Below are 14230 nucleotides of genomic sequence, written 5' to 3' on the forward strand. Positions count from 1 at the left end.
ACTGATCATGGGACTCTCCGCTTCGGGTCCGCAGAACCGGACCCCGCAGGAACTGATCACCGAACTGCGCGGGCTGTCGGACGTGGACTGGCCGACGGTCTGGGCCGGCCCGCCCTACCCCGGCAAGGGCCTGGACATGTGGTGCGCGCAGTTCGACTGGGTACCGACGAGCTTTGAGCGGGTGCTCCAGATCCGGACCGACACGGGCGGCTCGTTCACCCTCAACAACCTCGGCGGCAGCTGGGCACCGGTGACCCACGTCAGCCACTGGCTCTGGGGAGCAGGCGCCGAAGCCGTCGAGGACAACCCCGAGGTGCTGGCAGAAGCGGCACGCGTCTGGCCCCTCTACCTGACAGCCGCCTGTGCAGTCCTGGGAGAGCCGACCTGGGAGGGCGCCTGGGACGCGGAGGACTTTCCCGAGAACCTCGGCAATCACGACGTCGGCTCACGTGAGTACCGGCACGCACAGCAGAACCCACACCGCCTGGCGTACTGGGTGCCCCAGGAATCGACCGGTCCCTTGGTGGTCCTGGAGATCTTCCTCAAGGGGAACACCGCCTCGCGATCCCCACGCGCTGGTGCCGCCAACCTGTCCGTGAAGTTCCACCCGCGCCCGGTCGAGATCGGAGCACTGTGAGCCCGCAACCGATACCCAGATACATCGAACAGCTGGCTCTCAAAATCGCCAACGAGGAAGCTGAGGCGGCTCGGAAGGCAAACACACTGGTGGGCGCCCAGGCCATCCTCGATCGGCTCGAAGCGGAATCCGAAGCGGCGGGTTTCGGGTCCGTCAAGACATACATCGAGGCCCTGAGCAGGGATCCCGAAGGCGTCAAGCCCCCGGAGGGTACCAACCCCACCAGCGCCTTCTGGTCTCACGGTATCGAGCACCCGGATGCACCGCTGAACTGGAGGAACGAGAACTTCCTCGACAACCGGTACGTCGCCGAGGCCTGGGCCAGGACCCAGAACAAGCGACAGCTCGGATCAGCCCAGACCCTGGAAACCACAGAGGGCGGCCGACAGCTGAACCGGATGTACCTCTTCGAGGACACGGTCCGAGAGGCACTCGGTGGCGACAGCCAGGGCTTCACGTACGAATGGGCCCGCGGCGTCTGGGCCAACATCTCCGATGCCTACGCCGCCGCGGCCCGCGGCCAGGTCGTCGTGTTCGCCGAGTCCGCCCACACACGCTCGATCCTCTACAACCAAGAACTCCCCGCCCTGCACACGAACCCGCACGTCGGCGTGGACAACGTCAAGTTCGCCTACGCGCCGAGCAAGCAGTGGCCGGAAGCGTCACGGAACGAAATCGGCGCGCACCGGATACGCGCGCAGGTACAGGTCGACGACCCCACCCTGCCGCACTACGTCGACGTGGCCACGTACGCGAAACAGGATCCCGTCGAACGCCAGGAGGCGTTGGCCGCCGAGTGCGCGTCAGTGACGGTCGAACGTAACGCGAGAGCAGCCGCGAAGGCGGCGGCCACCTCCACCATGAACGAGGCGGAGGTGGCCGAGACCGGAGAAGCGACCGCCGCCGAGTCCGAGGTTCCCGAAACGGGTCCCCCAACCGTCGAAGGCCCGGCCGAGCCCCAGCCGTCGGCCCACATCCCTGTCTGGCAGGTCGGATTCAAACCCGTACCTGTCAAGAATGAAGCACGCGCCTCTACCCCGGCGGCCGGCCCCACGGCTCCGCCGGTCCCGGACCTCGGAAAACAAGCCACAGGCACAGGGCTGGAATGACCACGAAGACGAGCAAGCAGCCAAAGACGGGCACGAAGCCGAGCACCAAGGCGGACACGCTGCCGCAGTCGCAGGGAAAGCCGAAGTCGAAGCAGCGTGCCGCAGATGCCGCCCGCCCGATGTCGCCTGCAGCGGTCCTCCGCCGCCTCCTCCACCAGGACAAGTCCGACCCCTGGGCCGTCCGTCTCCTCCCCCGCATCGCCTTCGGCCTCGCCGCCGCCTACACCCTCTTCGCGATCGCCTCGCAGAGCGCCGCCGCCTTCGTGATGGTCGGTGTCGTCCTCCTGCTCGCGGGAGTGATCTGGCTACTCCGCCGCCGCACCCAACTCCTCCTCGCCCTCGCCTCCACGATCCTCGCCGCCGCCTTCAGCGGTTACTTCTCCGCGGCCGGCGACTCGGCCCGGATGAACACGAGCGCCGCCGTCACCGGAACGGCGGCCTTCGGCTACTGGGCGCTGGCCGGAATGGCGTTGCTGGGCGCGTGGATGGTGAAGGAGCACCCGGGGCGGCGCGGGGTCACGGTCGTGATCGCTGATGTGATCCTGGTCATGGGCTCGGTCGTCGCCATGTTCGTGCCGGAAGCCGGGGTGCCGATCGGTTTCGTGGGGGTGCTGGGAGTACTCGCCGTACGCGGCGCAACCGCGAAGACCCTGACGGCCCGGGGCAGAAAGGCCTTGCAGGTCATCGGTCGATCGCGTCGGCGTGACACCCGTGAAACGGCGGACAGTTGAGGCTCTTGTGAATGGTTCGTCGCGTCACTGTTCGTTTCTGGCCAGTGCTTTGCACATGCGTTGCACGAGTTTGACAACTTGTTCTAGAGTCCCCCGCGATCACAGATCATCACGGGGGCTATTACTCATGCGTATGGCAAGCCATACGACGCTGGCCAGGCTGCCCGCGCGACCCGCCCGCAAGGCGGTCGCACGGGAGGCTCACATACCCGACGCGGCTCTGCCCTGTCGGCGTCGGCCGGACGTCTTTCAACACCCGCTGCTGGACAACTCGGAGCACCCGAACGGCCATCACGGCTCCGACGGCACACCGACGGCGACGGCCACGGCGACACCCGGCGTCTCACCCGATCAGCGCCGCCAGCACCTCGTCCTCCTCCGCACCGCGCGCGACCTGTGCGCATCCTGCCCGCTCTGGGCGGAATGCCTCCAGGACGCCGTCGCGTACGCGGAGCCCTACGGCTACACGGCGGCCACCACCCGGGAGGACCGGCGCGCGCTGCGCCGCGCACTCGGCATCGGCGACGAGAACGGGGACCTCCCCGCCCACGCCGCGGTCCCCTTCGACTCCGGCTCCGTCCCCCGCCGGCTGACCCGTCTCAGGTCCCGCGCGGACGACTCCGCGGCGCATCCCGGAACACGTCGTACGCCCTCGCCGGACCTTCCCGAACTGGAGCGGATCCTCGACGCGTTCGACCTGCTCCAGGGACAACTGACCCATGATCAAAGCCTGTTGAGGGAGCATCCTCAGCGCGCCGCTTTGACGTCCCTGTTGCATTCGCACACCACCGCACAGACGACGCACAGACAGCCGCCCGCACCGGGCGCGCCGCCGCACCCGCCCGGACCGGCGAACGACAGGAGCGAGGAACCCATGGCAGCGGCCGAGGCCGGGCAACGGATCACCTTCTCGTACGAGGATCCGGCCCTGGCCGTACGGCAGGCCGTGCTCGGCCCGCTGGTGCGCTCCGCCCTCCCCGCGCTCACCAGCCTCGAACAGCTCGTCGCCATGCTGACGTGCATGCCCGGCGGCGTCGCCGATCCGGCCACCGAAGCCCCGCGGAACCTGTCCGCCGTACGGGAAGCCGTCGAGGCACTGCTCCCGGACGCCGCCGACTCCCAGGAGGGCACCGACGGCACCCCCCTCCCTCCCCGACGCCCCCTCACCGGCTCGGTCTCCGTCGAACTCGCCACCACCGATCCGGTGACCGCGCTCCGCCGCGACTTCCTGGAGCCGCTGCAGCGCGAACTCGCCGCCACCCTCGCGAACATAGAGAAGGTCGCCGCCATGCTGGCCGCCGCCTCGGACGACACCGGCGACATCCGCCTGGCGACCCTCCGCACCGCCGTCCGCGAGATCAACGACCACCTCCCGCCCGCGGCCGCGCCCACGGCGCACCCCCCGCACGGTGGACACCCGCCCGCGGCGACCGCAGCGGGAGCGCGACCGGCGCAGACCGGCCGCACCCCCTCAACCCCCAGCATCCGCGCGGCCGTCGAGAAGGCCGCCGCAGGCTTCCCCGGCGCCTTCTCCGCCCGCGACGTCCTGCGCGCGCTCCCCTCCGGGGTCTACGGCGACCCGTCGAAGACGATCAGCAACGTTCTGTCCGCGCTCGTCAAGTCGGGCCGCCTGCAACGCCTCTCGCGCGGCACGTACGCTCGCGTTCTGGACGTCCTGCGTGCCGAGGACGTCCAAGACGTCGACGACACCCTCCTCCCCGAGCGGGGAGAGGCGAAAAGCGCCTGACCCGAGCCGGAAGGAACTCCAGCCTCCGATGACCGAACCGTTCCCGAGCCAGGGCCCGGCGCCCGCCGCCGTGCCCGACGCCCAGGTCCACGTCTTCTCCCCCAACGCCGGCCTCATCGACGGCGTCCCGGTCACCGCGCCGCCCTACGGCGACATCCAGGACGTCGTCCTGTCGATCCTGCAACAACGCGCCCAGCAACTCGGCGCCCCCACCCCAGCGACGATCACCGACAACCGCTACGGCGGCGCCATCCGCCTCCTGATCCACCCGGACGGGACCACGGAACAGCTGGACTGAGCCCATTCCACTCCGGACCCTGGCCCGCTCGTGGTGGCGGCCCTAACGGGTCAACCCGGCCCGCAGGTTGCCGACAGGTGGGCGCTCAGGGAAACCCTGGACCACCCACCGCCGCTACGCCTTCACCGCCACTACGGCCCTACGCTCAGCGTCCGTCACCGCCCGCCCCCGCCATGATGCCGACGCACTCTTCCAGCGCCGCACACAACGCCGGTACGAAGGAAGCGAGTTCGGCTTCCGACGCCTTCCCCGCGTCCAGGACGGCGCCCACGACGGTCACCAGAACGGCGGCGGCCCGCAGCGCGTGCGCGTCGGCGAGCGCGTCGAGCAGACCGCCGGGACGTGTGTCCGCGAGGGCCTCACGGCCGGTCGCCGGATCGACACCGAGGCCGCGGAGACGCGGCGCGCTCATACGGCGGCCTCCCACGGGCAGTCCCGTCCCATCGTCGCGAGAACCGCCGCCCGACGCCGCGCCCGCTGAAGCCGCCGCCGATCGAGTTCGTCCCGCTCACGCTCCCAGAGGACGACGTACGGCCGGACCAACGGCAGCCCATCGACCCTGATGACGTCACCGAGGAACGGGCACGCGGGTGCGGGCCGCCGCTCGGGCGGAGACACGGAAGCTGAGGTCAAGGGCGGCACAACAGCGCGATGCACCCCACGAGCAGGCAGGAAGAGGCTCAGAATCGCGGCCAGTAGGCTGCGCATAGGTCGACTCCTATCAGTCGGCTCAGGCCCCGACATGGAAGTAGCCGCTTCCCGTCGGGGCCGCTGTACGTTCGGCGTCCATCATACTCGCGAATAACCGCAGATAACCACGGATGCATGGAAAGGCATGGTCACCCACGCTGGATACATGGATCTCGACCGTACGCGCCCACTGTGGCGGCAGATCGCAACGGAGATCATCCGGCGCATCGAGGCGGGCACGTACCCGCCGGGAAGCCGCGTGCCCTCCACTCTCGAGATCGCGCAGGAGTTCGGCGTGGTGAACGCGACTGCGGCGAAGGCCATGCGGCACGTCCGGGAGCAGCGCTGGACACGCGGCGAAGTAGGACTGGGGACCTTTGTCGCCGACCAGCTGCCGCCTGCTTCTGGGCAAGCGCCAACCGCGTGAGCCCCGACGGAAAGATCGACCACGGCGCCCCGCTGACCCCGTACCGGCAGCTGGCCGAGATCCTCCGCGCGCAGATCCTGCGCGGCGACTGGCAGCCCGGGCGGATGTTGCCGAGTGAGGCCCAGCTCGTGCAGCGGTACGGAATCGCTCGCACGACCGTGCGGCGGGGACTCGGCCTGTTGGCCGAGGAAGGCTGGGTGTACGCCGTACCTCAACGGGGGTGGTTCGTCGCCGATCCCCTGCCGCCCTCTGCGTAGCCGAACCGTGTCCCGCTACGCAGAGGCCCCGCGGTCGGTGCCGCCAGGCGGGGTACTGTGTTCGTCTATGCCGTCGAGCACGGCCCGCGCGTCCCTGACATTCATTTCGAGGATGCCGCGCTCGAAATCACGCGGCTCACGCCGGTACAGGGCACGGCCTGCTTCCGAAGTGAAGAGATCGGCCGGAACTGCGTCCTGTCCGGCAGGAATGAACTTGAGGATCTCCTCGAATGCAGCGACCGTGTAAGCCACCGCGCCCCTCAGCTTGTACTGCTCGGCCACAGGTGTATTGAGGAGCTCGACCCCGACAGATTCGGACAGCCGGAGAGCCACGTCGGCGAATTGCCCGGGGTCGATGATCTGAGACGGCTCGTCCCCCCCGAAAGCCGGCGCGGGCGGTGGAATGTCCGAAGACATGCGGAATGTGAAACGGCGCGTAGTGCCGCACGCTCCGCACCGGCCCTCGTACACCGCAACCAAGTCTTCACCGTGCAGTTCAAGCCGATGTTTGCGGTCGAACTCACCGCCCCCGCACTCGCACCGATGCAGGTCCATGTACAGATGGGCTTCGGCCGATGAGCGTGCTGTCAACATGACATGATCCTAAGCGCTGTTCGGCGCATGCGTCTGCGCGAATACGGGGGAGGACCATCACGTGGACACGACGGTCACCGATGCACGGTTGCGAGCCCAGCAGGCGACCCTGATCGCAGCGGTGAAACACGAGCTGCGTACGGTGACGTCCGTCGTGCTCGGCGCGCGATTCAGATCTATCGACGAGAAAGTGTCCGAGGACGGCAGGGAGTACTTCTCTCTGCAAGACACGCAGGGCGGCTCGGCAGACCTCTGGCTGGACGCCATTCCCATGGTCTCGGGAATGATCGCCAACACGATGACGAATACGACGACGGATCAGTACGTCGTACAGCTATCCGACCGTCTACCCGAAGAACTTCTACCCCGCGTCCTAGCCCACGAAGTGGGCGAACTCATCGCCGCACGCGACCGGTCGAGTCAGGGTCTGGCTCCAGTGCGCGAGAACCTCCTCAACCAGGAGGCCGACATCGGGGACCGACACGAACTGTCGAGCCGCGACCACGGACGTATCGCCGAGTTGAACTGGCTGGCCGCACGTGCCGCCGACACCGAACTCCCGGAACCACAACAGACTCAGGCTCGTGCCGACCTGTCGGCTCTCATCGACCGGTGCGGCATGCGCCCGACGGCCGCCGCCACCGAGACAGAGGCCCACGGGGCCGAACTCCACACGTCCAACGTCCGGAGCCTCGCGGCCAAGCGGTTCCTCTCCCATGAGGCCAAGTACCTCGTCGACGCCCTCGCCCGCCCCATAGAACACCTCACCCCCACCGACGCCACCGCCCTCCAGGCCTTCCGCGACGCCGCCCTGCGCGCCGAGCGTCAGGTCGAGGCGTTCATCGGTCGGCGTGATGTCACCATGCCCATGCCGGGGTACGACCAGAACGGACTACCCCTCCCCCGCGACCAGTTGGCGGCGGTGGCGACGCAGTGGGCCGAGTACCGCGCCCAGCTCAGCGCCCGAGCCGAGCAGGTCATCGAAGGGCATTTGGCGCAGGGCGAGTTCCCGAACCGCCGGGTGGTGATCGGCGGCGGCGCGAGCCTGGCCGGGCGGGACACGGACGCGCTGCTGATCGACGGGGCCGGCCGGTGGCACCTGGACCCCGGCCGGGGCATCGTGCAGTCGGCGGACCAGGACCGGGACCTCGCCCAGTGGATGGGAGTCGATCCGCACTCCACGGTCGAGCACCCGGGGGACCGCCTGCCCATCGAGGCCGTCCGGATCTGGGAGGACCAACTCGCCACCCGGGGCGACGTGGTGAACGGCCACGCGCGGCTGCGGCTCGGCCGGAACGGCGAGCTCCTCGCGGAGATCCAGCGGCTGGCCGAGGAGGGCAAGGAGACCCCGCCCCCACTGTGGGTGGCCTGCGACGGCACCCCGAGCATCGCCACCGGTCTGACCCCCGAGGTCGTACCCGGCATGCCGCGCGGGGAGCACGCCGTGGAGAGCCGCGGCGAGGCCGTGCGGCTGATCACCGACCGGTTGCGGGAGTTGGCTCAGCGGGGTCTGGCGGGGGCGGCCGAGCTGAGGGACCGGCTGACCCTGGCGGAGCGCGACGGCACGGACGCCCGCACGGTGCTCGACGTCCTGAAGTCGTCCCCGATACTGGACGAGCTCACCGCCGGCCTCGGCCCCGACAAGGCCCGCATGGGCAACTGCTTCGGCGCCCTCGACTCGACCGCGAAATGGGAGACCGCGCGGGAGGAGGCCCCGGGCCGGGCGCTCCTCGGCGACGAGGTCGCCGAGAACCGCTTCGACGCGCGCCGGGCGAAGGACTGGGTCGTCGCGGGCTCCGGCGGCAGCGGAGTCGCCAACGCCGAGATCATCCTCATGCAGAACCCGGAAGCCCGCGTCACGATCATCGGCTCGGCGCCACCGCCGGCGCTGCGGCACCAGGTCCAGTTCCCGGCGATGGAGGAGGCGTACGGCCCGCGCGGTGACGGACGTCTGACGTTCATCAGGGCACGGGTGGGCGCCATCGAGACCTATCTGGACGAGGAGTCCGGCGACACCCGCTTCCAGATCCCCTATGAGGAGGGAGAGGGGGAGACCAGACAGCGGAAGGTGCTGCGGGCGGAGGGCTACGTCACCAGCCTCGGCCGTACCAACCCGCTCCCGCCCGCCCTCCAGGTCCTGGCCGACGAAGTGCGGGATCGGCGCGGGGAGATCTCCGGTGACCTGCAGTTCGACAAGGACGACCAGTACATCGGTTACGGCCTCACCTTCACCGTGGGCGGCAAGGACCACCGGGTCGACGTGGACGGCGCGGCCTCCTGGCAGCTGCCGCGCGAGATCTTCGCCCCGGAATCGGGCCTGCAACAGCAGCTGAACGAGATGGGCGCCCGCGGCCTCCCCGCCGAAACCGGCAACGCCGCCCCCGGCTTCGCCCCCGTCGCCCGCCAGAGCGCGCTGCGCGCACGGGCCGTGGCAGCGGTTCAGGCGGGCGACGAGAGCGCCGTGCACCACCGGTCGACCATCCCGGAACGCTGGCGCCGCCCGGACCCGACCCGGGAAACGGCCGCGGACACAGGGCCAGGGGCACCGGGCGGGGGCCCCGCGAACGCCGCCCCACCCCAGAAGGAGACCGAGCCGCGCCGGCAAGCGCCCACCGCCGAGCGGACCCCGAGCGCTCCCACCCCCGACGGACCGGCACCCACCGGCCCCACAGCCGACCGGGCCGCACCCGGCATCCCCCTCTGGGAAGTCGGCATGCCCCAGCGCCGCGCCACCCGCGCACCCGATCCCGCCACCCGGCAGCCTCAGCAACCGCCCCCCGGCCACGAGCACCCCGGTCCGGGCCTCGGCATGGGCGACTGAGCGGACGACAGGCGAAGCCGAGGCCGTGACCGAACCGGCCCCGGGCCCTTCCGCGTGCAAGAATCTTCCGTGTACGAGGGAGGGTCAGTCCGACGGCGTCTGGCGCCCCTTCGGTCGCCACACCACCAACGCGCTGCTCTGCTGCATCTCCTGGTACGGCACCAGGTCGCGCTGGTACGAGGCGTGGACCGCGGCCTCGCGCTGGCGCATGGTCGCGGCGGCGCCGTCGAGGGCGGCCTCCATCTCGGCGACCCTCGACTGGAGGGCCGCGACCTGGTTCTCCAGTTCGATGATGCGCTTGATGCCGGCCAGGTTGATGCCCTCGTCCTGCGACAACTGCTGGACGGTGCGCAGCAGGCCCCCGCGGGTGCCGTCCTTCCAGCTTCAACCAGGCTGGTTTTCCGACGAGTTCGAGACCCGACACGTCTGGCAGGCGGCACGTACCGCGCTTGTCAACCATCACCTTAACCTCGCGCTTTCACGAAGCGGGCTGTCCGGCAGGTGATCAGGCAAGCAGAAAGTGCCTCTGACCAGCGAGAATGAGGATTGCTGAGGTCCTTGTTCCCGCCCCTGTCGGAGGCACTTTCCAGGTGAAGCAGCCTATCGGGTCCTATCCCCATGTCCTTGTCCGGGACGACGGCCGGGCCGTGGTCTCGCAGGCCGGTTCAGTGCTGCTGGTCGAAACCGTCCGCAAGACCGGCCTCGACCAGGCCATATCCGCAGCACTCGCCCCCTGGCGGAAACCGCGGGCCGTCCACGACCCGGGCAAGATACTCGTAGACCTTGCGCTGGCGGTCGCGCTCGGCGGCGACTGCCTCGCCGACATCGCGATGCTGCGGGCCGAGCCGGCCGTGTTCGGACCGGTCGCCTCCGACCCCACGGTCTCCCGCCTGATCGACACCCTCGCCACCGCGGACGAGAAGGCGCTGAACGCCATCCGCACCGCCCGGCACGAAGTCCGGGCCCGCGCCTGGTCGTTGGCCGGCAGCCGGGCACCGGACACCGGTGGGCAGGTGATCGTGGACCTGGACGGAGTCCTGGTCGTCTCCCACTCCGACAAGCAGGATGCCGCCCCGACCTGGAAGAAGACCTACGGCCACCACCCGCTGATGGCCTTCGTCGACCACGGGCCGGGCGGGACCGGCGAACCCGTCGCCGCTCTCCTTCGTCCTGGGAACGCGGGCTCGAACACCGCCGCCGACCACATCACCACCACTCGCCTCGCCCTCGCTCAACTGCCCAAGAAGTACCGGCGCGGACGGCAGACCCTCATCCGCTGCGACTCCGCGGGCGGCACCCACGAGTTCGTGGCCTGGCTCGCCCAACGCGGGCGCTGGCTGTCCTACTCCGTTGGCATGGTGATCAACGAAACCATCCACCAGCACGTTCTGAAGATCCCGGCATCGGCCTGGACTCCGGCCATCGAGACCGACGGCGAGGTCCGCGACGGAGCATGGGTCGCCGAACTCACCGGCGACATCCTTGAGGGCTGGCCGAAGGGCATGCGGCTGATCGTCCGCAAGGAACGGCCGCATCCCGGAGCCCAGTTGAGGATCACCGACGCGGATGGCATGCGGGTCACGTGCTTTGCCACCAACACCGCCGACCGCCCGATCGCCCAGCTTGAGCTCCGTCACCGCCTGCGGGCCCGGGCCGAAGACCGGATCCGGGCCGCCCGCGCGACCGGCATGCGCAACCTGCCCCTGCACGACACCGCGCAGAACAAGGTGTGGCTGGAGATCGTCCAGCTCGCCCTCGACCTGCTGGCCTGGATGCCCATGCTCGCCCTGACAGGCCAGACCCGCCTCTGGGAACCCCGCCGTCTGCGATTCCGCCTGTTCTCCGCAGCCGGGCAACTCGTCACCACCGGCCGGCGCCGCGTTCTCCGCCTCGCCCGCCACTGGCCCTGGACCGGTGAGGTCACCACCGCACTCGAACACCTTGCACTCTTGTCGAACCCCGGCTGACCAGCAACCTTCCCGCCCCTACGAGGGAACCAGTCCACCGGAGCAGTGGAACCCGGCGTCCACCCGAGACGAAACTCGGGCCCTCGGCCTGCCCGCCATGAGCCCCAGAAAGCGGAACGGTCCACCGACTACGTCAGCGGACCGTCACGAAAGATCGAGGTTAAAGATCGACACAGGCCAACGTCGGGGCTGGCGCTTCACCGCAACGACCAGTACCTTGCGGTACATGGTAGTGTCGCCCGAAGCGCAATCCGGTGTCAGCCAACTCAGGCGCGGTGTCTTCCAGTTCTGTGTTCTGGCCCTGCTCCGCGACGGCGAGAAATATGCCTACGAGCTCGTACGGGAACTTTGTGATGCACATGGGCTGTCGACGAGCGAAGGCACGATTTATCCACTTCTCGCGCGACTTCGCAAGGAGGGATGGGTCGCCTCCCTCACCAGGGAGTCGACAGTCGGGCCACCCCGTCGTTATTACACTCTGACGCCGCGAGGGGGACGGGCGCTGGAGGAATTCACAGCCGACTGGTCATCCTTCCGCACAGCCGTCGATCAGCTGTTGCAAACTCAGGAGAGCACACGTGACCTCCACCTCAAAAAAACTGATTGAGGAATACCTGACGCGCCTGGATAGCGCGTCGTCCCCTCTTCCTCGTGAGCGCCGCCAGGAATTGAGGGAAGAAATTTCCGAGCATATCGATGCAGCTCTGGAAAACGCGGTGACTCTCGACACTTCCACCATCCTGGCGATTCTAGACAGAGTTGGACAACCCGCCGATATCATAGCAGCGGAACTCTCCCCCTCGGATAACCTCCAAGCAACTCCCGAGCCCCTGGGGAAAGATGCCGACAGCCGTGAAGGCGGCAGCGCCGAAAATCACCCGCCTCCCCCCCGACGACGCGCGCTTTACGTCACCTCCGGCATATCCTCCCTAGCCATCGCGACCTTGCTGACGTTTTTGACTGTGCGGGGAATGCATGACCCCGGACAGCCAGCAGAACCGGCAAAGAAATCCATATCCGCCACCCCTTCAGAGTCGGACGATGCGGCAGGACGGCCATCCTCCAACCCTGAGCCTTCGAACGAGCCCACTTTCCGCCCCGACGCCCCCTCATCAACACCACAAGGGCCGAAAGAGACCGGATCACCCTCCCCGACCTGACTCTGCGACCGTGCGGACATGAAGTGACGAGCAGCGCGTTGGGCACGTTGCCGGAATCATTGGTTCCCTCCTCTCACTTAAGTCCACCTTGGGCATCTTTTCAGACAGTCGAGTATTCACAACTGAGCATCCACCTTGTGCCCAAATATAAAAAAATCCGACACCGGTGTCCGATTTACCCTTTTTGGGCACTCACTCTCGTTCGCGGGTGGCGCATTTTCCACCCTCTTCAGTGACCCAACACCTTTGGCCCCCCTCGAAGTGGTGTGCGAATGTATGCGCAACCGTCACCACATGCCCTCATTGCGATGCACTGGCGACGGTTGCCGTACAAAAAAATGTGGGTGCGACGAGTCGACGTCGCACCCACCGCCTATCTGCTCACCCAACTTCAGGAGGATGTAATGCGCAGGCGTGCAGGCATTATAGCGGGAATGATTGCCGCTACGGCAATCCTTGCTGCGGGGGCACCGACGGCACAGGCCAAGGTCTGCTCCTTCAACTCGTGCTCAACAGCCATCAACGGCTGGAAGGCCGCAAAGATCTGTGATGGGGATGCTGACGGGAACTCGGTAGAGAGCAACTACTACCGCGATTCCGGCTCCCACGGCGCGGTCCAGGAGCACAGCGGAAACGGCCACTGCAATGCTAGCGGCAACAGCACGAACCTCGTGTACCGTCACCAGGCCCACCAGATCAGAGACTTCGCGCCGGACGCGTGGTCCAGCTTTGAGTACCGGTACTAGTCACTGAAAGTCACGAAGGTGGTGCCGTCACCAAGCGGTGCCACCTTCGTGGCCGACCTACAAGACTTGACGATTGATCTGGAGCGGCTACGTGAGCCCTGGTAAATCCGCTTCCGGCGGCATCGAAGCCCGCGATCTCCGCTACGAGGTCGCGGACCGTGTGATTCTGCGGTCCCTTAACCTGAGGGTCGAACCCGGGGAGAGCGTCGCGATCACCGGCCCCAGCGGGTGCGGAAAGAGCACGTTGCTCAGCTGTCTTTCCGGGCTACTGTCACCGACGAGCGGCACCGTAGTGCTGGCAGGTCACACGATGACGGCTATCTCGGCCAATCGGCGCGCAGCGGCCAGGCTTCGTTCAGTGGGGATAGTCTATCAGTTCGGAGAGCTCCTGCCGGAACTGACCCCGCTTGAAAACGTGGCTCTGCCGGCGCTCATGGCAGGTATCCCAGCCTCCGACACCTATGCGCGCGCTCACCAACTGATCCGGGAGCTGGGTCTCACAAAGGTGCTGGCAGCGGCAACCGGAGGCTTGTCAGGAGGCGAGCGCCAGCGGGTCGCCGTGGGCCGCGCCCTGATCGGTGAACCCACTGTTGTACTTGCCGACGAGCCAACCGGCGCTTTGGACGGCGATGCCGAAACCGTCGTGGCGGACTTGCTCTTCTCGCTACCGGCCACCCGCGGGTGTGCGCTCGCAGTGGTCACGCACAATCAGCTGGTGGCTTCTCGGGCGGACCGGGTTCTCAGCATGCATGAGGGAAGACTCACCTCTGATGGGCGCCACGAAGGCGTGGCTACGTCATGACAACCACACCTACCGCAACCCGTTCGACGCCCCAGAGTCCGCTGGGAATGGCACGGGGGCGCGTCGCTTCGATCGGTCAGCGCGAGAGGCTCGCGCTGACCATTGGCCGACGATCCGGCCCAAGTGCGGGCGCCTCGATCCATCGCGTCTCCCTAGCCGCCGCGGCCTTTCTGACGCTGCTGGTTGTCTGGTGTCTGGTATGTGTGGATGCAGTGCACACGGAACGTGCGGTGCGCATGGCCGC

The 14230-nt window shown here is 68.0% G+C and carries 15 protein-coding genes and 1 pseudogene; 13 read left to right on the forward strand and 3 right to left on the reverse strand.

The annotated features are described in order from the left end of the window. Positions 1-7 precede the first annotated feature (7 nt). The 5 genes from PYR72_RS22755 to PYR72_RS22775 all read left to right on the forward strand — a co-directional run bounded on the left by PYR72_RS22755 (position 8) and on the right by PYR72_RS22775 (position 4522). Positions 8-637, forward strand: a complete 630-nt coding sequence (locus PYR72_RS22755; RefSeq protein ID WP_275457023.1) for a hypothetical protein — start codon at positions 8-10, stop codon at positions 635-637. After that, positions 634-1746, forward strand: a complete 1113-nt coding sequence (locus PYR72_RS22760; protein WP_275457024.1) for a hypothetical protein — start codon at positions 634-636, stop codon at positions 1744-1746. Before PYR72_RS22755 ends, PYR72_RS22760 begins: the two co-directional genes overlap by 4 nt. After that, entirely contained in the window at positions 1743-2477 is a 735-nt protein-coding gene (locus PYR72_RS22765) for a hypothetical protein (RefSeq protein ID WP_275457025.1), read from the forward strand. Before PYR72_RS22760 ends, PYR72_RS22765 begins: the two co-directional genes overlap by 4 nt. A 133-nt stretch (positions 2478-2610) precedes the next feature. After that, entirely contained in the window at positions 2611-4224 is a 1614-nt protein-coding gene (locus PYR72_RS22770) for a WhiB family transcriptional regulator (RefSeq protein WP_275457026.1), read from the forward strand. Between the two features lie 28 nt (positions 4225-4252). Further along, positions 4253-4522 carry a hypothetical protein gene (locus PYR72_RS22775; protein ID WP_275457027.1) on the forward strand — a complete coding sequence of 90 codons (270 nt, stop codon included), beginning with the start codon at positions 4253-4255 and terminating at the stop codon, positions 4520-4522. A 145-nt stretch (positions 4523-4667) separates the two neighbouring features. Here the strand turns inward: PYR72_RS22775 and PYR72_RS22780 are convergent, their stop codons facing one another. Next, positions 4668-4934, reverse strand: a complete 267-nt coding sequence (locus tag PYR72_RS22780) for a hypothetical protein (protein WP_275457028.1) — start codon at positions 4932-4934, stop codon at positions 4668-4670. A gap of 444 nt (positions 4935-5378) precedes the next feature. On the opposite strand from PYR72_RS22780, the gene PYR72_RS22785 reads away from it, so the two are divergent. Beyond that, a complete protein-coding gene (locus PYR72_RS22785) occupies positions 5379-5639 on the forward strand; it encodes a winged helix-turn-helix domain-containing protein (protein ID WP_275457029.1) in 261 nt (86 codons plus the stop codon). After that, positions 5636-5896, forward strand: coding sequence for a GntR family transcriptional regulator (locus tag PYR72_RS22790; RefSeq protein WP_275457030.1), 261 nt, complete (start codon positions 5636-5638; stop codon positions 5894-5896). Before PYR72_RS22785 ends, PYR72_RS22790 begins: the two co-directional genes overlap by 4 nt. 15 nt (positions 5897-5911) lie before the next feature. Here the strand turns inward: PYR72_RS22790 and PYR72_RS22795 are convergent, their stop codons facing one another. Then, a complete protein-coding gene (locus PYR72_RS22795; RefSeq protein ID WP_275457031.1) occupies positions 5912-6490 on the reverse strand; it encodes a hypothetical protein in 579 nt (192 codons plus the stop codon). 61 nt (positions 6491-6551) lie between these two features. Here PYR72_RS22795 and PYR72_RS22800 point away from each other — a divergent pair, with 61 nt between their 5' ends. Beyond that, complete coding sequence (locus PYR72_RS22800; protein ID WP_275457032.1) at positions 6552-9311, forward strand: hypothetical protein; 2760 nt, start codon at positions 6552-6554, stop codon at positions 9309-9311. A gap of 84 nt (positions 9312-9395) precedes the next feature. Here PYR72_RS22800 and PYR72_RS22805 read toward each other — a convergent pair. Next, positions 9396-9668: pseudogene (locus tag PYR72_RS22805) on the reverse strand (heat-shock protein HspR); the annotation flags it as partial. A 233-nt stretch (positions 9669-9901) separates the two neighbouring features. On the opposite strand from PYR72_RS22805, the gene PYR72_RS22810 reads away from it, so the two are divergent. From PYR72_RS22810 to PYR72_RS22830, 5 genes are all read left to right on the forward strand, one after another. Next, positions 9902-11278, forward strand: a complete 1377-nt coding sequence (locus PYR72_RS22810; RefSeq protein WP_275453335.1) for an IS1380 family transposase — start codon at positions 9902-9904, stop codon at positions 11276-11278. Positions 11279-11504: 226 nt separating this feature from the next. Next, positions 11505-11885 (forward strand): PadR family transcriptional regulator, encoded by a 381-nt coding sequence (locus tag PYR72_RS22815; protein ID WP_275457033.1) that lies wholly within the window; start codon positions 11505-11507, stop codon positions 11883-11885. Further along, positions 11857-12438 carry a hypothetical protein gene (locus PYR72_RS22820; RefSeq protein ID WP_275457034.1) on the forward strand — a complete coding sequence of 194 codons (582 nt, stop codon included), beginning with the start codon at positions 11857-11859 and terminating at the stop codon, positions 12436-12438. Before PYR72_RS22815 ends, PYR72_RS22820 begins: the two co-directional genes overlap by 29 nt. Positions 12439-12782: 344 nt before the next feature. Continuing rightward, the gene (locus tag PYR72_RS22825; protein ID WP_275457035.1) at positions 12783-13184 is read left to right on the forward strand and encodes a hypothetical protein; all 402 of its coding nucleotides are present in this window, start codon (positions 12783-12785) and stop codon (positions 13182-13184) included. A gap of 73 nt (positions 13185-13257) precedes the next feature. Continuing rightward, a complete protein-coding gene (locus PYR72_RS22830; RefSeq protein ID WP_343245535.1) occupies positions 13258-13986 on the forward strand; it encodes an ATP-binding cassette domain-containing protein in 729 nt (242 codons plus the stop codon). The last annotated feature ends 244 nt before the right edge of the window (positions 13987-14230 follow it).

Source organism: Streptomyces sp. VNUA24, assembly GCF_029167005.1.
In the GTDB taxonomy this organism is placed as follows: domain Bacteria; phylum Actinomycetota; class Actinomycetes; order Streptomycetales; family Streptomycetaceae; genus Streptomyces; species Streptomyces scabiei.